Origin of the sequence: Pseudomonas sp. (genome assembly GCF_051660785.1) — a bacterium.
In the GTDB taxonomy this organism is placed as follows: Bacteria; Pseudomonadota; Gammaproteobacteria; order Pseudomonadales; family Pseudomonadaceae; genus Aquipseudomonas.
The window spans coordinates 1-18,726 of the sequence record NZ_JBOFQE010000054.1; the positions used below are offsets into that span (position 1 = coordinate 1).

Annotated in this window: 16 protein-coding genes; 7 read left to right on the forward strand and 9 right to left on the reverse strand. The window is 61.1% G+C overall.

The window, feature by feature from the left end:
• Positions 1 to 108 precede the first annotated feature (108 nt).
• The 9 genes from ACRC4F_RS12760 to ACRC4F_RS12800 all read right to left on the reverse strand — a co-directional run bounded on the left by ACRC4F_RS12760 (position 109) and on the right by ACRC4F_RS12800 (position 9,536).
• On the reverse strand, positions 109 to 1,239 hold the full coding sequence (locus ACRC4F_RS12760) for a glycosyltransferase family 4 protein (RefSeq protein ID WP_438659614.1): 1,131 nt from the start codon (positions 1,237 to 1,239) through the stop codon (positions 109 to 111).
• Positions 1,240 to 2,370 (reverse strand): glycosyltransferase family 4 protein, encoded by a 1,131-nt coding sequence (locus ACRC4F_RS12765; RefSeq protein ID WP_438659615.1) that lies wholly within the window; start codon positions 2,368 to 2,370, stop codon positions 1,240 to 1,242. It lies immediately after the preceding gene.
• Positions 2,354 to 3,721, reverse strand: coding sequence for a glycosyltransferase family 4 protein (locus ACRC4F_RS12770; RefSeq protein WP_438659616.1), 1,368 nt, complete (start codon positions 3,719 to 3,721; stop codon positions 2,354 to 2,356). Before ACRC4F_RS12770 ends, ACRC4F_RS12765 begins: the two co-directional genes overlap by 17 nt.
• Positions 3,718 to 4,971, reverse strand: a complete 1,254-nt coding sequence (locus ACRC4F_RS12775; RefSeq protein ID WP_438659617.1) for an ABC transporter ATP-binding protein — start codon at positions 4,969 to 4,971, stop codon at positions 3,718 to 3,720. The genes ACRC4F_RS12770 and ACRC4F_RS12775 overlap by 4 nt, the downstream gene beginning before the upstream one ends.
• The gene (locus ACRC4F_RS12780; protein WP_438659618.1) at positions 4,971 to 5,768 is read right to left on the reverse strand and encodes an ABC transporter permease; all 798 of its coding nucleotides are present in this window, start codon (positions 5,766 to 5,768) and stop codon (positions 4,971 to 4,973) included. Before ACRC4F_RS12780 ends, ACRC4F_RS12775 begins: the two co-directional genes overlap by 1 nt.
• Positions 5,769 to 7,211 carry a mannose-1-phosphate guanylyltransferase/mannose-6-phosphate isomerase gene (locus ACRC4F_RS12785; protein ID WP_438659619.1) on the reverse strand — a complete coding sequence of 481 codons (1,443 nt, stop codon included), beginning with the start codon at positions 7,209 to 7,211 and terminating at the stop codon, positions 5,769 to 5,771. It lies immediately after the preceding gene.
• A gap of 3 nt (positions 7,212 to 7,214) precedes the next feature.
• On the reverse strand, positions 7,215 to 8,186 hold the full coding sequence (gene gmd, locus ACRC4F_RS12790) for a GDP-mannose 4,6-dehydratase (protein WP_438659620.1): 972 nt from the start codon (positions 8,184 to 8,186) through the stop codon (positions 7,215 to 7,217).
• Positions 8,183 to 9,097, reverse strand: a complete 915-nt coding sequence (locus ACRC4F_RS12795) for a GDP-mannose 4,6-dehydratase (protein ID WP_438659621.1) — start codon at positions 9,095 to 9,097, stop codon at positions 8,183 to 8,185. Before ACRC4F_RS12795 ends, gmd begins: the two co-directional genes overlap by 4 nt.
• Before the next feature lie 214 nt (positions 9,098 to 9,311).
• Positions 9,312 to 9,536: a hypothetical protein gene (locus ACRC4F_RS12800; RefSeq protein WP_438659622.1), complete on the reverse strand. Its 225-nt coding sequence runs from the start codon at positions 9,534 to 9,536 to the stop codon at positions 9,312 to 9,314.
• On the opposite strand from ACRC4F_RS12800, the gene ACRC4F_RS12805 reads away from it, so the two are divergent.
• The 7 genes from ACRC4F_RS12805 (at position 9,526) to ACRC4F_RS12835 (ending at position 18,726) form a co-directional block, all read left to right on the forward strand.
• Positions 9,526 to 11,091: a glycosyltransferase gene (locus ACRC4F_RS12805; RefSeq protein ID WP_438659623.1), complete on the forward strand. Its 1,566-nt coding sequence runs from the start codon at positions 9,526 to 9,528 to the stop codon at positions 11,089 to 11,091. The genes ACRC4F_RS12800 and ACRC4F_RS12805 overlap by 11 nt on opposite strands.
• Positions 11,085 to 12,380 (forward strand): glycosyltransferase, encoded by a 1,296-nt coding sequence (locus ACRC4F_RS12810; RefSeq protein WP_438659624.1) that lies wholly within the window; start codon positions 11,085 to 11,087, stop codon positions 12,378 to 12,380. The genes ACRC4F_RS12805 and ACRC4F_RS12810 overlap by 7 nt, the downstream gene beginning before the upstream one ends.
• Positions 12,377 to 13,264 carry a class I SAM-dependent methyltransferase gene (locus tag ACRC4F_RS12815; RefSeq protein ID WP_438659625.1) on the forward strand — a complete coding sequence of 296 codons (888 nt, stop codon included), beginning with the start codon at positions 12,377 to 12,379 and terminating at the stop codon, positions 13,262 to 13,264. The genes ACRC4F_RS12810 and ACRC4F_RS12815 overlap by 4 nt, the downstream gene beginning before the upstream one ends.
• Entirely contained in the window at positions 13,261 to 14,418 is a 1,158-nt protein-coding gene (locus ACRC4F_RS12820) for an acyltransferase family protein (protein ID WP_438659626.1), read from the forward strand. Before ACRC4F_RS12815 ends, ACRC4F_RS12820 begins: the two co-directional genes overlap by 4 nt.
• A complete protein-coding gene (locus ACRC4F_RS12825; RefSeq protein ID WP_438659627.1) occupies positions 14,412 to 15,239 on the forward strand; it encodes a class I SAM-dependent methyltransferase in 828 nt (275 codons plus the stop codon). Before ACRC4F_RS12820 ends, ACRC4F_RS12825 begins: the two co-directional genes overlap by 7 nt.
• A gap of 183 nt (positions 15,240 to 15,422) precedes the next feature.
• The gene (locus tag ACRC4F_RS12830; RefSeq protein WP_438659628.1) at positions 15,423 to 16,619 is read left to right on the forward strand and encodes a DUF3142 domain-containing protein; all 1,197 of its coding nucleotides are present in this window, start codon (positions 15,423 to 15,425) and stop codon (positions 16,617 to 16,619) included.
• Entirely contained in the window at positions 16,606 to 18,726 is a 2,121-nt protein-coding gene (locus tag ACRC4F_RS12835) for a hypothetical protein (protein ID WP_438659629.1), read from the forward strand. Before ACRC4F_RS12830 ends, ACRC4F_RS12835 begins: the two co-directional genes overlap by 14 nt.

The window sequence follows — 18,726 nt, forward strand, 5'->3', positions numbered from 1 at the left end:
CGAGCCTGCTCGCGATGGCGGTGTATCAGTCGACATCCATGCTGGATGACACACCGCTATCGCGAGCAGGCTCGCTCCCACAGAAAAGCAGCTTCTACAAAAAAGCAGTCAGGCGTAGGACAGGGCTTTTTCTTCCAGCAGTTCCTCATACAGCTCGGTCCACTTGCGGCCCATTTCATCGGCTGTGAATAACTGCCGATACCGCGCCTCAGCCTTCACCCCCATCTGTGCCGCACGCACCGGGTTTTCCCACAGCGTGCGCATCGCTTCACGGAAGGCCTGTGGATTACTCGGCGGCACCACCAACCCGGTTTCGTTGTGGATGTTGATGTAGCTGGTGCCGGTGCCGATTTCGCTGGAGATCATCGGTTTGCCATACATCGCGCCTTCGAGCAGCGAGATACCGAACGCTTCGGAGCGCAGGTGCGACGGGAAGACGATGGCGTAGCTCAGTTGCAGCAGCGCTGCTTTGTCTTCTTCCCCCAGCCGCCCGAGGAAGTGAATATTGCGCAAACCCAATGCCGCGGCCTGGGCGTGAAGCTCGGCTTCCAGCGGGCCGGCGCCGACAATCACCATTGGATAATCCAGCTCTTTCAAGGCTTCGAGCAGGATGTGCAGCCCCTTGTAATAGCGCATCACGCCGACAAACAGGAAAAACTTATCCCCAAGTTTTTGCCGCCACTGGGCCATGCGTTCGCTGTCGGGCTGTGGATAACCTGCCTTGTTCAGGCCATAAGGGATCACCCGGGTCTTGTGCTGAAACCGTTGCAGCACATCGCTGGTGTGCAAGTAATTGGGTGACGCGGCAACGATCCGGTCGGCGCTGGCGAGGAAGCGGTTCATCAGTGGCCGGTAAAGTTTGAGCAGGTGTTTCTGGCGAATGATGTCCGAGTGATAGGTCACCACACTCGGTTTGTTCAAGCCGCTGGTGAAGTGCACCAGGTCCATGAATGGCCATGGAAAGTGAAAATTCACCACGTCCGCCTCAGCTGCCAGCTCTCGAAACTGTTTGAACACGCTCCAGGAAAACCCCGTGGAGGCGAACTGAATGTCGAGTCTGGCTCGGTGGACTTGGTGTTGTCCGAGTTGCACCACTGGCGGCGTCGGGTCGGCACTGAGTGTCAGCACCTGGCTTTCAACGCCGTGCTGGGCGCCGCTTTCGCACAACTGGAAGATGACTTGCTCGATACCGCCGACCGAGTCAGGCAGGTACGTCTTGAAGAAATGGAGTACTCGCATTCAACCTCCTATTGCCTGGCGGTACGCGCTGGCCGTGATGTTGGCGCAGCGCTCCCAGGTAAACAGCCTTGCCTGTTGCAATCCGGCTTCCCGGCATGCCTGCCAATGCGCTTGATCGTCGATCAGACGGTTCATTGCCTCGCGCAAGCCGTCCGGTTCGTCAGGCTCAATGTAGTTGCCCGCAGCCCCCGCAACCTCCGGCATGGCCGAACGTCGAGCGAGGATCACCGGCGTGCCGCTGGCCATGGCTTCCAGAACCGGGAGACCAAAGCCTTCGTAGATCGACGGAAAAATCAGCGCCCGGGCACCGGCCAACAGCTGCGCGACCTGTTCGTCGGGCAGGTAACCCAGCAAACAGACATGGCCGTCGGCCAGGGCCTGGTGCAGTTCTTCGCTGAACTGCTCGCGCTGCCAACCGGCCATACCGACGATCAGCAATGGAAAACGCTGACGCACGGTGTCGGGCAATTTGGCATGGGCGCGCAGGGCCAGCGTCAGGTTCTTGCGCGGCTCCAGGGTGCCGACACACAGGAAATATTCCCGCGCCTCGACGCCATGGGCCTTGAGCACCACGTCAATGGCCTCGGGCTCCCGTGGGTGGAAGCGTGCGGCCACGCCCAGCGGTGCGACGACAAAACGCTCGGCCGGCAGCGCAAAATACGCCTGGGCTTCGTCGGCGATGTATTGCGAGTCGGTGAGAATCAGGCTCGCCTGGCGCACGCCGTCAGCCAACCGCCGTTCGATCTCTCGCAAACGCGCGGGTGGTTGCGTCTCGGGGTAGTGCAGGTGGGTCAGGTCATGCAGGGTGATGACGGTCGGGCCCTCGAACGACAGCGGCCACAGGCTCGGCTCGTGATAGAGGTCGATGGCTTGTGAGTGCCCCTGATTGAAGCGTTTCTGCTCCAGCCAGCGCCGGGCCTGATAAGCCCCCGGAATCTGCCGCAGTAACGGCGTCAATCGCGAGTAACCGGGCATGGCCGCCTCAGGCAGCGCCTCACTCCAGCCCCAGCCGTGAAACAGCGCCAGTTCGACATCGGGTTCGCAGGCAAGGGCATTCACTAGCTCGGCGACGTAATGGCCAATGCCAGTGCGCGGGGCTTGAAGGATCCGGGCGTTAAGGGCAATTCGCATGTTGCCTCGCTTGCACGTCCGGTGTTTCTACGAGATTTCGCAGGGTTCGTTCGGCCAGTTGCGCACTGGCTTCACGCCAGCCGATCCATTGCCAGTCCGCCACAGTGCGAGCTGCCGGGAATTGTCCGGAGCGTTCGAAACCCGTGACCAGATCCGCCAGGCTCTGCGGCTCGGCCAGGTCAAAGTACGCCATGAACTCGCCACCGATTTCGCGGAAGATCGGAATGTCGCTGCCCATGGCCGGCAAGCCACGCTGCATCGCTTCGACCAATGGCAGCCCGAAGCCTTCGACCCATGACGGAAACACCAGCGCACTGGCGTGGGAATAGGCATGTTCAAGGCTGGTGTCGCTCAAGTCGTTGAACATGAACAGGCGTTTGTTCAGTTGCGCGTGGTTGCGCACGCGGGCGAGCAGGGCGTCGCACTTCCAGCCGATGCGCCCGGCGATGCACAGCCGGGCTTGCGAACCGTTAGCCCAGGCGCGTTCGAAGGCGTCGAGCAGGTAGTCGTGGTTTTTGCGCGGCTCGATGGTACTGACCATCAGGAACACCGGTTCCGGCGTTTCGAACAGCCGTGTCAGACGCGGCTCGACGGCGGCGGTGACTTCACTCAGGTCCAGTTCGGAGCCGAGGTGGAAGTAATCGAACCACAGGGTGTCGGCGTTGGCGGGGCCGAGGCGGTGCTGCAATTGCTCACGCACCTGATCGCGCACGGTGGCGGAAATCGCCACGTAGCCATCGGCAGTCCGGGTGATCCAGTTGAACCACTCGTTGAAGACCTGGACCAGCCGCGTGTCGTAGAACTGCGGATGTGTCAGGGGAATCAGGTCGTAGATCACCGAGACAATGCCCACGCCTTCGCGCTTGAGCTGTTCGACCACCGGGAACAGATCGGCATGCCAGGACGAATCCAGCAGCACCAGTTGGTCCCCCGGGCGGTGCTGCAACGGCGAGCAGCGTTTGGGCAGTTGATATTGGTTGACCTGATCGATCAGACGCAGCGGCACGCTGAAACAGGCCAGCGTGGTGAGACGGTAAGCCACGTACAACACCCGCCGTGTGAACCGCGTTGTACAGCGTTTGTCGATCCGCTGGTGCAGTTGCCAGAAACGATGAGCCAGGCGCTCCAGGCGCCCGCCAAAGGTCATCAAGCCATCGAAAAACGGTATGTTCAACGCGCCGAGTTTCAGCACTCGATAGAGTTTGCCCTTGAGCATCACCACCGGAATGCACTCGACACCGTCGACACTTTCCGGCAGCTGATTGATGACGTTACGCACCACCCGCTGAATGCCCGAATTGACCTTGGGGTGCTGGAAGACATGGGTGCATTCCACCAGAAGACGGGTCATGCCGTGCGCTCCGGAACGATCGACCCGGCAATGCGGGTGATGCTGGTTTTCGCCCCCAGCCATGAGCAACCGACGAAGTCTTCATGGCGGTTGTTGATTACATGGAACACCAGGCCGTAATCACGCCACTCGAAATTGCGGTCCAGGTGCGAGTCCAGGCGTGACAGGCTCAGCGCCACGGAATAGTTGCCCTTGCCCAGTCCCATCACGAACGCAAAGCGATAAGTCACGCGCTCGCCGGCCTGCAGGTCGTTCAGCGCCTGATCCTGGCGATGGGTATTGATGCCGTACATGGCCTGGCCGAGGCGATCCTTGATCATGAAACCCAGCACCAGACGCTCAATGTCCTGACGGACTTCGACCTGCACTTCCAGCACCACTGGCTGACCGACTTCGGCCGCATCGATGGAGCGCTCGTTTTCATCGAGCAGGCGCACGCCGAGAATCCCGGCTTCACCGGTGCCGGAAACGGTTTGCACCTGGCCCCCCGCGAGCATTTCCTGGCGCACGGTCTGGCCCTCGCGCTCGGCGAGCAGGGCGTTGTAGTAATCCATCACGGCTTCTGGTTTGTCGTGCATGGCCATGCGACCGTTTTCCAGGAGGATCGCCGAGTCGCAGATTGACTGAATTGCCGAGCGGTCATGGGACACGATCAGCAGCGTCGTCCCGGCTTTGCGGAAGCTGCGGATGCGGTCGAAGCTTTTGTGCTGGAAGTAGGCGTCGCCCACCGACAACGCTTCATCAACGATCAGAATGTCCGGGCGTCGCGCCGTGGCGACGCTGAACGCCAGGCGCATCTGCATGCCGCTGGAATAGGTGCGAACCGGGTGGTCGATGGCCTCGCCGATTTCCGCGAAGCGTTCGATGTCGGGCATCAAGGCTTCAATTTCTTCGATGTGCATGCCCAGCAGCTGCCCGGCCATGACGGCGTTCTGGCGGCCGGTGAAGTCCGCGTGAAAGCCCATGCCCAATTCCAGCAGCGCGGCGACGCGTCCTTCAAGCTGAATGTGGCCGCAGGTGGGTTGCGTGGTGCCGGTGATCATCTTCAACAAGGTGCTTTTGCCGGCTCCGTTGACCCCGACGATGCCCACCGCTTCACCGGGGGCAATCTCGAAGGCCACGTCTTGCAGCACCCAGTGTTGGCGATGACGAATCGGCGAAAACGGGATCAGCCATTCGGCGAGCCGGCTCCAGCGCGTGGGGTATTGTTTGTAGGCCTTGCCCAGACCCGTAACGCGTATGTGCCCCATCAGAGTTCATCCACCATTTCGCCGACTCGCTGACGGAATAGCCGCAACCCGATCACGCAAAACACTACGCCGCTGACGAAGATCGGCAGCAGCGAATCCCAGACCGGCCACTGGCCGTAGAGGAACACGTTCTGATAGCTGGTCATCAGGTTGGTCAGGGGGTTTAGTTGCAGCAGGCGCTGGACCCATTCCGGCAAGATGCTCATCGGGTACACGATGGGGGTCAGCCAGAACCAGAATTGCAGGCAGATGGCGAAGAATTGTCCGACATCGCGGAAAAACACGTTCAGCACGCCAAGAATCATCCCCAGCCCGGCACAAAACATCACTTGCAACGCTAACAGCGGCACCAACGCGAGCAGCGCCATACCGGGCAATCGTCCCGTGATCAGCAGAAACCCAAGAAACAGCGTGATGATGATTGCGAAGTTGATGCCGGCATTGAACAACACGATGACTGGCAGGCAGATCCGCGGGAAGCTGATTTTCTTCAGCAGGTTGGCGTTTTCCAGAAACATGTTCTGGCTGCGCAAGGTGATTTCGGCAAACAGCCCCCAGGTCAACAGCCCGGCGCAGAGGTAGACGCTGTAAGCCATACCGTCATCCACCCCCGGCAAACGGGCGCGCATGATGTGGGAAAAGATGACGGTGTAGACGACGATCATCGACAGCGGGTTGAGCACGGTCCACAAGGCACCGAACAACGAATTGCGATAACGCGCCTGGAACTCTCGCTTGACGCTACCGAGGATGAAACCCCGATAGCCCCACAGCGAGCGGTACAGAGAAAGCAGCATTCAAACCGTCCTGCCGTATTGGTCTTCGAAGCGAACGATGTCGTCCTCTCCCAGGTATTCGCCGCTTTGCACTTCAATGATCACCAGGTCGATCACGCCCGGATTTTCCAGGCGATGCTTGTGACCGGCGGCAATGAAAGTCGATTCGTTCTTGGCCACCAAGTGGGTGCCGCTGCCGTTATTGGTCACCTTGGCCATGCCTTCGACGACCACCCAGTGCTCATTGCGGTGGTGGTGCATTTGCAGCGACAACTTGCCGCCGGGCTTGACCACGATGCGCTTGATCTTGAAGCGCGGGCCTTCCTCGAGCACGGTGTAGGTGCCCCAGGGTCGGCTGACCGTACGGTGCAGGCGATAGGCCTCGTGTTTTTTGTCCTTGAGCTGCTTGGCCACCCGGCGCACATCCTGCGCGCGATCGGCGTGGGCGACCAGCACCGCGTCAGCGGTGTCGATGATGATCAGGTTATCCACACCCACCGCGGCCACCAGCCGGTCTTCGCTCTGTACGAAGTTGTTGTGGCTGTCGACGAACACCGCGTCACCGCTGGCGCGGTTGTTTTGCGCATCCGCCGGCACCAGCGCGGCCACCGCGCCCCAGGAGCCGATGTCGCTCCAGTCGAAACCGGCGGGCACCACCACCACTTTGTCGGAGCGTTCCATCAAGGCGTAGTCGATGGAAATGTCGGTGATTTCGGCGAACAACGCCGGGGACAATTCCTGTTGCAGACACCCGGCCGTTTCCACCGGGGCGCTTTGTGCCATGCAGGTTTGCGTCTGCTCCAGTAACTCCGGAGCATGAATCTGCAACTCGGCCAGCACGGTCGCGACCGAGAAGCAGAACATCCCCGAGTTCCATAGGAACTTGCCGCTTTCCAGGTAATGCGTGGCGGTTTGCAGATCAGGCTTTTCAACGAAACGCTGCACCTTCGCGGCGCCTTTTCCGTCCAGCGCCGCGCCGGTCTCGATGTAGCCGAAACCGGTTTCCGGGGCGGTCGGCACCACGCCGAAGGTCACCAGGAATCCATCCTTGGCGAGCGCGACGGCGTGTTCGACCGCCGTTTTCAACGCGTCTTCGTTGAGGATCAAATGGTCGGCGGGCATCACCACCATGATCGCTTCATCGCCGTGCAAGGCTTGCAGCGACAGGGCGGCCGCTGCGATGGCCGGTGCCGTATTGCGGCCGGTTGGCTCCAGCAGAAAGTGCCCGCGATGACGGCTTAGCTGCGCCTCCTGATAGTGATCCTTGCTCTGGAAGTAGTAGTCGCGGTTGGTCACCGTGACGATGTCGCCCCAGCCATCGAGCAAGCCGGCCGCACGCCGATAGGTCTTGCCCAGCAGCGACTGGCCGTCGGGCAGGGTCATGAACGGCTTGGGATGGCCCTCGCGGGACACCGGCCACAAGCGAGTACCGGCGCCGCCGGAGAGAATCACAGGAATCAGCATGGCCTACTCCTTGGCGACGCGTTTCATGTCCGCATCCATCATCATGCGGATCAAGGTATCCAGATCGGTTTTTGGCTTCCAGCCCAATACACGCTGGGCTTTGGCCGGGTTGCCGAGCAGTACTTCGACCTCGGCCGGGCGGAAGAATGCCTGGTCGATCTTGACGAAGTCGCGGTAGTTGAGGCCTACATGATCGAAGGCGATGCGGCACATCTCGCGCACGGTGGTGGTCACGCCGGTGGCGACCACAAAATCGTCAGGCTTGTCCTGTTGCAGCATCAGCCACATGGCTTCGACGTAATCGCCGGCAAACCCCCAGTCGCGTTTGGCGTCGATGTTGCCCAGGCGCAGTTCCTGCTGTTTGCCCTGCTTGATACGGGCGGCAGCGTCGGTCACTTTGCGGGTCACGAACTCGATGCCGCGCAGGGGCGATTCGTGGTTGAACAGGATCCCGCTGCTGGCGTGCAGATTGAAGCTTTCGCGGTAGTTCACGGTGATCCAGTGACCGTAAAGCTTGGCCACGCCGTAAGGGCTGCGCGGGTAGAACGGCGTGTTCTCGTCCTGCTGCTCGGCCTGGATCAGGCCGAACATTTCGCTGGTCGACGCCTGGTAAAAACGCGTGTGCGGGCTGAACTGGCGGATCGCTTCGAGCAGGTGAGTCACGCCCAGGCCATCGACGATGCCGGTGGTGACCGGTTGATCCCAGGAGGCCGCGACAAAGCTTTGTGCCGCCAGGTTATAGATTTCGTCCGGGGCGGACTTGATCACCGCGCGCTGCACCGAGCAGGCATCGGCCATGTCACCGTCCAGGTAAACGATGTCGCCCTCGACCCCCATCTCACGCAAGCGCCAGCGCGAATCGCTGCTGCGCCGCGCCACCAGGCCATGGACTTTATAACCCTTGTCGAGCAACAGTTTGGCCAGATACGCGCCGTCCTGACCGGTGATCCCCGTGATCAATGCACTTTTTGTCATTCTTCTTTTACTCGCTTCTCCCAGTCGGACAGGATCGCCCGCAGGGATTGTTGTGTTGTGATTTCAGGCGTCCATCCTGTGGTCTGGGCGAGCTTGGCAGAGCTGCCGCAAACGCGACGCTGATCTGCGCGGCGAAGACGCGCAGGGTCCTGAATCAATTGCATGTCGACCTGGGCGAGATCGCCCAGTTGTTCGATCAGACTGCGAATGCTCTGCTCGCGCCCCGAGCAAATGTTGTAGACCTGGCCCGGCGTGCCCTTTTCCAGCAGCGCCAGATAGGCCGATACCACATCGCCCACATCGAGGAAGTCGCGCGTGACATCGATGTCACCGACTTCCAGTTGCGGGGCTTGCAGGCCTTGTTTGATGCGGTTGATTTGTCGTGCGGCGCTGGCGATGACGAAGCTTTCTTTCTGGCCGGTACCAATGTGATTGAACGGACGCGCGACCAGCACTGGCCAACCCTCGCTCAGGCCCCATTGCAGGCAGAGAAATTCTGCCGACAGTTTGCTCACGGCATACGGATTGCGCGGGCAGGGTGGCTGCAGCTCGGTAATCGGCAGGTGTGATTCGATCACCTGGCCGTAGACGTCGCCGGAGCTGACGTACAGGAACGTCCCGCTGAAGCCGCGGGCCTTGAGTGCCTGAAGCAGGTTCAAGGTGCCGAGCAGGTTGATATTCAGCGTGCGCGCCGGATCGCGGAAGGCTTCGGGAACGAAGGTCTGGCCGGCCAGGTGAATGACCGCGTCGGGCAACTCGGGCCAGAGGCCGTCGAGGGTGCCTGGGTCACTGAGATCGTAACGGGCGGCGACAGGCAGAAGCTCCCATTCCGAGGCATCGACCTTCAGGCGAGATTGGATGTGTTGTCCTACGAATCCACTGAGACCCGTAACGAACAGACGCTTTTTCAAACAGCGGCCCCTTGGTCGTGTATTTCGTCCATTCCCCACAGGCTATATGGAGATGTCTGACAGACCGGGTGGATTCCTTGGTCGAAAGACAGGCGAAACGTTTGTTGTAGTTGTTTGGTAGCCAATCTGTGCCAATTGCGCGGCAATTTCAACAGGTCCCACCGTGACCGGTCAGTTCTCATTAGCGTAGCCCGATTTATTCTCGCCGGGCGGTTCACGAATCCTCAGCGGATGTGTTTAGAATGCCCCTCGTCACGATTACCCAGGGTTCGACCGGGTTGTATTCACGCCCCGCGAAACTGACCATTAAAACAAGAACGTAGACGGGCTTGAAGACGATGGACGACGACCGGCGAACACCGGGTCGATCCATGGCTTTGCCGTCATAGAGTGAGGCTGCCGGGATGGCGGTTTCATCGTGGGATGCCATGAATTTCATTCTTTACTCGGACGTCAACGACAGCTCCATCAGCCAGAGCCTCGGTCGTCCCGAATACAGCTATTACTTCGTGCTCAAGGCTTATCGCCCGGTGCTCGAAAGCCTCGGGCGGGTGCATGTGGTGTCCTCCACCGCCGAGGTCGATCCCCTTTATCGACAACTGCTGGCCGCCGGCGAAGACAGCCTGTTCCTGTCCTTCACGCCGCCGCAGAAAACCCCGAATGACCTGGAATGCCCGACGATCTGCGTGGTCGCCTGGGAATTCGATTCCATTCCCGATGAGCAATGGGACAACGACCCGCGCCAGGACTGGACGCAGATGCTCGCGCGTCAGGGCCGGGTCATCACGCTGTCCAGCCACACCGCGCGGGCGATTCGGCGGGCCATGGGTGAAGACTTCCCCGTGCTGGTCTTGCCCACGCCGTTGTGGGAAAACTTCGCCGCCATTCGTAGCCGCCACACCAGTACGCCCGTTAATGTCGGTTCGACGCTGGACATCAAGGGCTGCATCTTCGACACGCGTGCCCTCGGACTGAACGCCGATGCGCTGATTCCGGTGCCGCCGACCGCCGAGGAGCTGGCAGCGCTGGAGGCGTTGAAGCCGCCACCGCTGACGCTCAAGCGCCGCTTGATCATTGCCCGGCATTATCTGCACATGTGGCGCCGGGACATGGGCAAAACGCTGCCCACACCGGTGCATCGCACGCACTATCTGAGCCAGTGGTATTGGGAGGGCATTCGCGACTTGCTGTCGTCTGCCGCTCATGCCCGGCTGGCCGACTACCTGCCGGCCATCGCTGGCCCGCAGACGATGGCGGTGCCCGAGCCCGCTCCGCGCGATTGGCCAGACACCACCGCGCAGGTCGACACTCAAGTCGACGGTGTGGTTTACGTCACCGTGTTCAACCCCCGTGACGGTCGCAAGAACTGGCATCAATTGATCACTGCATTCTGCTGGGCCTTCCGCGAAACGGATGACGCCACGCTGGTACTGAAGATTACCCAAAGTGACCTTTCTTCCTACTACGACGAGCTGATGACCTTGCTCGCGCAACTCTCGCCGTTCGCCTGTCGGGTGGTGGTGATGCATGGTTACCTGGACGATCCGCAATACGCCCGGCTGTACGAAGCGGCCAGTTATTACGTCAACGCTTCGCGCTGCGAAGGACTGTGCCTGCCGTTGATGGAATTCATGGCCAGTGGCAAACCGGTGATCGCCCCGGACCACACTGCCATGGAGGATTACATCGATGAGCGCGTGGCGTTTGTGGTCAAGTCCAGCGAAGAACTGACCATCTGGCCGCAGGACACCCGGATCATTTACCGCACGCTGCGTTATCGTCCGGATTGGGGCTCGCTGAAAATCGCTTATGAAAACAGCTACCGGATCGCCAAGGAGCAGCCGTTGGAGTACCAGCGCATGTCTGACGACGCGGTCGAGCGCATGCGCGATTACTGTGCATTCGCCCCGGTGCAGAAGCGCCTGGCGGATTTTTTCGGTCTGACGCCGCAGGCCTTGCCGGCAGCAGCCGTGACGGATAACGCCTCATGCTGATCATCATTCATTCGGAAACCAACCAGCACACCATCGCCCAGAACCTCGGCCGTTCGGAGTACAGCTATTACTTCGTGCTCAAGGAGTACCGGCCGGTGCTGGAACGTCTGGGGCGCGTGGTGGAAGTCAGCGACCCGCAGACCGAGGTCGATGCCTTGTACCTCGACGCGCTGTCCCGGGGTGAAGACTGCGTGTTCCTGTCGTTCTCACCGCCGCATTGCACGCCGGTGGATTTCGCCTGTCCGACCTTGCCGGTGTTCGCGTGGGAATTCAGCACCATTCCCAACGAGCCCTTTGCCGGTGAATCGCGCAATGACTGGCGCACGGTATTGCACGCCTCAGGTGCGGCGATTACCCATTCCGGCTACACCGTGAACGCCGTGCGCGAAGCAATGGGCGACGACTATCCGATTGTCGCGGTGCCGGCGCCGGTGTGGGACCGATTCTCGGCGCGTGGCGCGCAGTTGCAATGTCAGCCGATGGCCATTCAGGTGCGACTGAAGATCAAAGGCCTGGTGGCGGACAGCCGAACGCTCGACTTGCGGGCCTTTGGGCCGGCGCCGTTACGCGAAGGTGAAGGTATCGACTTCGAGGCGCCGCCCCGTGAGCACGAGTTGCTGCTCGACGGCGTGATCTACACCTCGGTGTTCAACCCGGGTGACGGGCGCAAGAACTGGGAAGACATGCTCAGTGCCTTTTGCGTGACGTTCCGCGAGGTGGATGACGCGACGCTGGTACTGAAACTGACCCACCACGACGCCGAAGAAGCGCTGACCGATATCCTTCACCATTTGTACAAAAACCAGTCCTATCGCTGCCGCATCGTGCTGATTTACGGCTACCTCGCGGATGCGGATTACGAGCAGCTGGTGCAGGCGACCAGTTACGTGGTCAACACCTCATACGGTGAAGGCCAGTGCCTGCCGCTGATGGAGTTCATGTCCTGCGGCAAACCGGCGGTGGCGCCGCGCACCACGGCGATGATCGATTATCTGGATGCCGATAATGCGTTCCTGATCGACTCTACCGACGAGTTGACGGCTTGGCCGCATGATCCGCGCAAGGCGTTCCGAACCCTGCGTTACGTCACGAACTGGGCGTCGTTGTGCAACGCTTATCGGGCCAGCTACGACGTCGCCAAAAACGACGCCGAGCGTTACGCGCAGATGTCCGCGCATTCGGTGGCCAGCCTGGAAAAATTCTGCAGCCAGACCACCGCCGAGCAGCGTCTGAAAAGTTTTTTTGCCCGGTTGTTCGAATCCCGCGCCGTGGAAACCCCCGAGGCATGATCCGCGCCCTGGTGAGACGCCTGTTTCCCGTGGCGAAACCCGAACCGTTGCCGGCTGAGCCGCCGCGCGCGTCACCGCGTGACGTGGGTTTGCACGACGCGATGCACGACGGCTGGTTCTCGGGTGACAGCGGTGAATTGCTCAAGGGTTTTGCCATCACCGCCGACGACACCTTGCTGGACGTCGGTTGTGGCGAAGGCGTTGCGACCCTGTTTGCGGTGCGTCAGGGGGCGTCGGTGATCTTCACCGACAGCGAGCACGACAAGGTCCGCGACCTGGCCCGGCAAGTGGACGCGCAATCGGACAAAGCCAATCTCGGCCTGGTCAGCAACAGTTTGCCGCTGCCGCTGGCTGACGGTTGTGCGAGCAAAGTGGTGTGCATGGAAGTGCTCGAACACATTGATCAGCCCGAGCCGTTCATGGCCGAACTGGTGCGCATGGGCCGCCCCGGGGCGCTGTATCTGCTCAGCGTTCCGGCAGCGGTGGGCGAGCATTTGCAGAAGGGCATCGCCCCGGACAGCTATTTTCAATCGCCCAATCACGTACAGATTTTTACCCCTGAACGCTTTGCCGCGCTGGTCGAGGACGCCGGCCTGGTGATTGAGCATCGTCAGGCCACCGGATTTTTCTGGGTGATGGGCATGATCTTTTTCTGGGCCAGTGAACGGGCTGCCGGCCGGGATTTGAGCGGCGCTGTGCGCGACCGGATTCAGGCACCTTATCCGCCGCTGATGGAGAGTTGGGCGAACACCTGGCAGGACCTGCTGGCGCAACCGAACGGTTTGGCGATCAAGCAGGTACTTGATCAGCTCATGCCCAAGAGCCAGGTGATCATCGCCCGCAAACCGGTTGATGCCGGCGCTACGTCCAGGAGGACGACATGAGTCACGACAGACGGATCATGGACATCGAGTTGTTGCGCGGTATTGCGGTGCTCGGCGTGTTGTTCCATCACCTGCAAGACAGCCTGTTTGCGGCACCGGTGCCGCTGTTGCAAACCATCATTGCTCTGGGTCAGCCGTGGTGGGGCGTCGATCTGTTTTTTGCGATCTCCGGATTTGTCATCGCACGCAGCCTGATCCCGGCGTTGCAAGGTTGCAGCACGCGTCAGGAGTACTGGCAGCAGACGCGCAACTTCTGGCTGCGCCGAGCCTTTCGATTGCTGCCGTCGGCGTGGTTGTGGCTGGGGCTGATGTTGCTGGGCTGCATTTTCCTCAATCGCTCCGGGGCGTTCGGGACGCTGCACGCCAACCTTCAAGCGACGCTGGCCGGGGTCGCGCAGTACGCCAACTTCCGCTTCGCCGACAGCTTCTATAACTATGGGTACGGCACCAGTTTCGTGTACTGGAGCCTGTCGCTGGAGGAGCAGTTCTACCTGCTGTTTCCGCTGTTGATTCTGATCTGTCGCAAGCACCTGGTCTGGGCCTTGCTGGCGCTGGTCGCGGTGCAGTTGTTCACGTTGCGCACGCCGATCCTGATGGTGGTTCGCACCGATGCGCTGGCCCTCGGCATCTTGCTGGCGATGTGGAGTGTGCAACCCTCGTATCTGCGCTGGGAGCCGACGTTTTTGCGCCGTCCATGGGCCGGTGTGACGGCGCTGGTCGCGCTGTCGCTGGTGCTCAGTTTCATGGCGACGGATCGCTTCACGTTCACTAATTACCGTATCGGCACGATTGCCGTTCTGTGTGCGGTGCTGGTCTGGATCGCTTCCTACAATCGCGATTACCTGATGCCACGGGGCGTGTTCAAGAACCTGATGACGTGGGTCGGCAGCCGCTCCTACGGGATCTACCTTATCCACATTCCGGCGTATTTGCTGGTGCGCGAATTCACTTTCCGTTTGCAGGCTGCCGGGCTGCCAAATCCAGGCGGCCATCCGATCCTGACGCTAATGATTGCCGGCGGGCTGATCGCCTTGTTGAGCGAACTCAACTACCGCTTCATCGAAATGCCCATGCGCAATCGCGGTGCCTCCCTGGTCAAACGCCTGGGCACTTCCCGAACAGCCGCCCAAACCTCTGGAGCTACCTCATGCTGAGCCTTTTGAAGAAACTCACGGCGGGTACGCCCGCTCCCGCGGCGCCGGTAGCGGACAAGGTCGAGAAGGTCGATCCGTACATGCTCGGCCTGCACGACGCGATGCTCAGCGGCTGGTTCAATCAGCAAACCGGTGAGCTGTTCACCGGGTTCCCGGTGACCGCCGAGGACACGCTGCTGGACGTCGGCTGCGGGGATGGCGGTAACGTGCATTTCTGCGGAATGCGCGGGGCGAAGATCATCATCGCCGACATCGACGCGGCCAAGGTCGAAGCCACCCGCCAGCGTCTGAGCGACACGCCGGCGCGCGAGGTCGAATGCCACGTCACCGACTGCAATCCACTGCCGATTGCCGATGCGACGGCCACCCGCGTGGTGTCCACCGAAGTCATCGAACACGTGGACGATCCGGCGCAGTTCCTCGCCGAACTGGTGCGGGTTGGCAAACCGGGCGCGTTGTATTTGCTCAGCGTCCCGCACCCAAGTTCTGAAGACCTGCAAAAAGACATCGCCGCGCCGGAGTACTTCCAGAAGCCAAACCACATTCGCATCATCAGCGAAGAGCAGTTCAAGGCGATGGTCAGCGACGCCGGCCTGGAAGTGCTCAGCCACAGCCAGTACGGGTTTTACTGGTCGATGTGGATGCTGTTGTTCTGGGAAGCCAAGGTCGACTTCAGCAATGCCGACCATCCATTGCTCAACCACTGGGCTGACACGTGGCAGGCGATTCTGGCGTCGCCCCGTGGCGCGCAAATCAAGCAGGCGCTGGACGCGGTCGTGGCGAAGAGTCAGGTGATCATCGCCCGCAAACCCTCGGTGTAGGCAATCTTTGTAGCAGCTGCCGTGTGGCGAGGGGATTTATCCCCGTTCGGCTGCGCAGCAGTCGTAAACCCTGAATGCACGGTGGATCTGACACACCGATTCGCCTGATTTCACGACTGCTTCGCAGCCGAACGGGGATAAAACCCCTCGCCACACGACAGCTGCTACAGAGAAAGGGGATTCATGGATTTTTTTGTTCGACTGGCGGCGTTGCTTGTCGCTTTGGTGCTGCTCAACGGTTGTGAGCAAAAGGACGCACCACCGCTCGATCAGCAGCTCTACGTCTGGCAACGGCAATGGACGTCGGCGCATGACGCCGCACTGCAAGACAGCCGCGCTGACTTCTCGACTTTGCGAGTGCTGGCCTTGCAGGCGTTTCCTCAGGCAGGCTGGAGCCGGGCGCGGATTGATCCGGCGCTGCTCAAGCGTGATGGCCGGCCGCTGATTGCGGTGATTCGTCTTGATGGCCAGCTCAAGGCGCTGGACCAGGACGACGTCACAGCGCACATCCAGCAAGTGCTCAGCGATTGGCAAGGGCAGGGGCTGACGCTCTCCGGTGTGGAAATTGATCACGACGCAGGCAGCGCCCGGCTTCCGGCTTATCGGGGATTTCTTACGCACCTGCGCGCGGTCTTACCCACCTCGTTGCCGTTAAGCATCACCGCATTACCGGCCTGGCTCGACAGCCCCGAGTTGCCGGCACTCTTGGCGACCGTCGACAGCAGCGTGTTGCAGGTGCATGCAGTGAGCGATCCGCGCCGTGGATTGTTTGATCCGGATCAAGCCAGGCAATGGGCCAAGGCCTGGAGCCGGATCACCTCGAAACCCTTTTATCTCGCGCTGCCCACCTATGGCGTGGCCCTGTTGCCGGGCGCTGGAGGAGCACCCGTCGTTGAAAGCGAAGTGCCCATCGAGCGCACCGGCAAACGTCGGGAATTGCTGGCGGACCCCATGCAACTGAGCACACTCGCCGCCGAACTGCGCGCAGATCCACCGGCGCATCTGGCCGGCCTGATCTGGTTTCGCCTGCCGCTGGCGGGTGATCGCCGGGCCTGGAGCCTGAACACGCTAAGTGCCGTCGCTCGCGGAGATGCGCTCGACAGTCACTTGAGTTTGAAACTCAGCGCGCAAGCCGACCTCTATGACATCAGCGTCAGCAATCAAGGCAACCTCGACAGTGCCTGGCCCGAACGCGTCACGCTGGCGGTTCGCGGTTGCGACGGTGCCGATGCGCTGGCCGGTTATGCATTGCAACAAAGCCCGGATCTGCTTACCTTCACCCGCCTGCGCGACGGCCGCCTACCGGCCGGCGAGCAGCGCGCCATCGGTTGGGCACGCTGCGCACACATTGATCAAGGAGGCTCGAATGTTCACCCGTAACTGGCCCCGCCATTTGCTTTGCCTGAGCCTCAGCCTGCCGCTGGGTTCGGCGCTGGCCTGCGGGCCGGACTTCCCGATGCGCTTGCTGGATAACCGCGCGCAGTCGCTGGCGGAGCTGCCGGAAGGCAACTTCCAGTTCGAGATCAATCGCCTCGGGCATGTGATTGCAGGGCTCAAGAACGTTGAGACGTCCCCTTACAGCATGGAGGCGACCGATTACGCCGAGCAACGGGACAAGGCCGAGCAGGCCGGGTTGACGGTGGAGCAGCAAGCGCTGGTCAAACAGCTGCGCGCCCTGACGGATGCCCATGAAGTCGACACCCAGGGCGCGAGCTTGCCCGCCGAGCTTCGGTTCTACCTGGCGGGTGCGGTGGCATTCAATGCCGGTGATCACGGACTCGCCGCCGAATACTTCCAGAAAGTGCTGGCGCTGCCGGCAGATCAGCGCCCGTTGCGCAGCACGTGGGCGGCTTACTCGCTGGGCCGGACGCTGTTTGCCCTGAGCGCCGAAGCAGACGCAGCGCCCGACCTGTTGGCGCAGTCGCGAAAGGCTTTCGAGCAGACCCGTTTGCTGAGCATCGACGGTTTCAGCGACCCGCTGGAACTCGGTGTCGCCAGCCTTGGTGAAGAAGCCCGCGCGGCGCGCACCGCCGGCGACTGGAACAGCGCCATCAACCTGTACGCCACGCAAAATCGACACGGCTCGGCGGTGGGTTACACCTCGCTGAAGCTGTTGATGGCTGACCTGCTGGCGATGCCTGAGGATCAGTTGACCGAATTGCTCAAGGGCAAACCGGTGCAGCAACTGGTGACCGCGTCGTTGATCAGTCGCCTGGGCTGGTCATTCGGTGATCAACCGCCGAACGAACTGAAACTGATCAAACTGCTGCAGAGCAGCACGCGCGGCAGTCTGGATAACGCTGACCGGTTGGCGGCGATGAATTATCAACAGGGCGACTACGCCAGCGCCAAAGCATTCCTTGAACACGCCGGGGACGGCGGCCTGGCGTGGTGGCTGCGGGCGAAACTGGCGCTGCGTGAGGGCGACAAAAACGCAGCGGCTGCGGCGTATGCCAAGGCTGCGCAGGCGTTCCCGCAGAGCGAGTCGTGGGGCGAGCGACGCACGCCGGATTACGATTTCGAAAGCCTGCAGCCCAAGTGCCGGGTTGAGGGTGAAAGCGCGATTTTGGCGCTGCAACGCGGCGATTACCTGCAAGCGTTCGATCAGCTTTATCGCAGCCAAAGCATTTATTGGTTCGATGCCGCGACTGTTGCCGAGCGCGTGCTGACTGTCGATGAACTCAAGCATTACGTCGACACCCAAGTGCCGGCGCCGCCAGTGCTGAGCCAGCAGGATCGTGACAACTACGTGCCGTTGCCGGTGGCGGCACAACTGCGCAATCTGCTCGGACGGCGATTGTTGCGCGAAGAGCGCTACGACGAAGCGCTGGGGTATTTCGACAATCCCGATCTACAGAAAAAAGCCCGGTTGTATGCGCAACAGCGGCAGCTAGCCGATGCGGCGTGGTGGCCGACCAAGCGTGCCGCCGCACTGTTTAATGCAGCCTGGACGGCGCGTGAGTGGGGCATGGACATTCTGGGTTATGAAATGGCCCCTGACTACGCCACGTTTGGCGGCAATTACAGCCTGGAGACGGCTGAACTCAAGGTTGGCCCATTGGTGGCCGAAGGTGAAGTCCAACGCCAGCAAGCCAGTGCAGCCAAACCCGACGAGCGCTACCACTATCGATTCGTCGCCACAGCCTTGGCCAACCGCGCCGCCGATAACCTGCCTCACACCAGCCAGGCCTTCGCGGCGGTGCTGTGTTCGGCGGCGGGGTGGAACAGCAGCCTTGAAGACCAAAGTGCGTTGTACCAGCGCTATGTCAAAGAGGGACCCTATGTGGAGTGGGCGGTGGACTTCGGTCACCAGTGCCCGTATCCCGACTTTGAAAATGCAAGCAAACGTTATGTCACCCAGGTGACTGACGCCACGCGTTCGGTGCTGCGGCCGTACAAGTGGCCGTTGCAGATCGGCGGTGTAATCGCGGTGATTGCGGCGGCGCTGCTGTTGATCAACCGGCGCCGCCGTCGCAAGGCGCAGTAA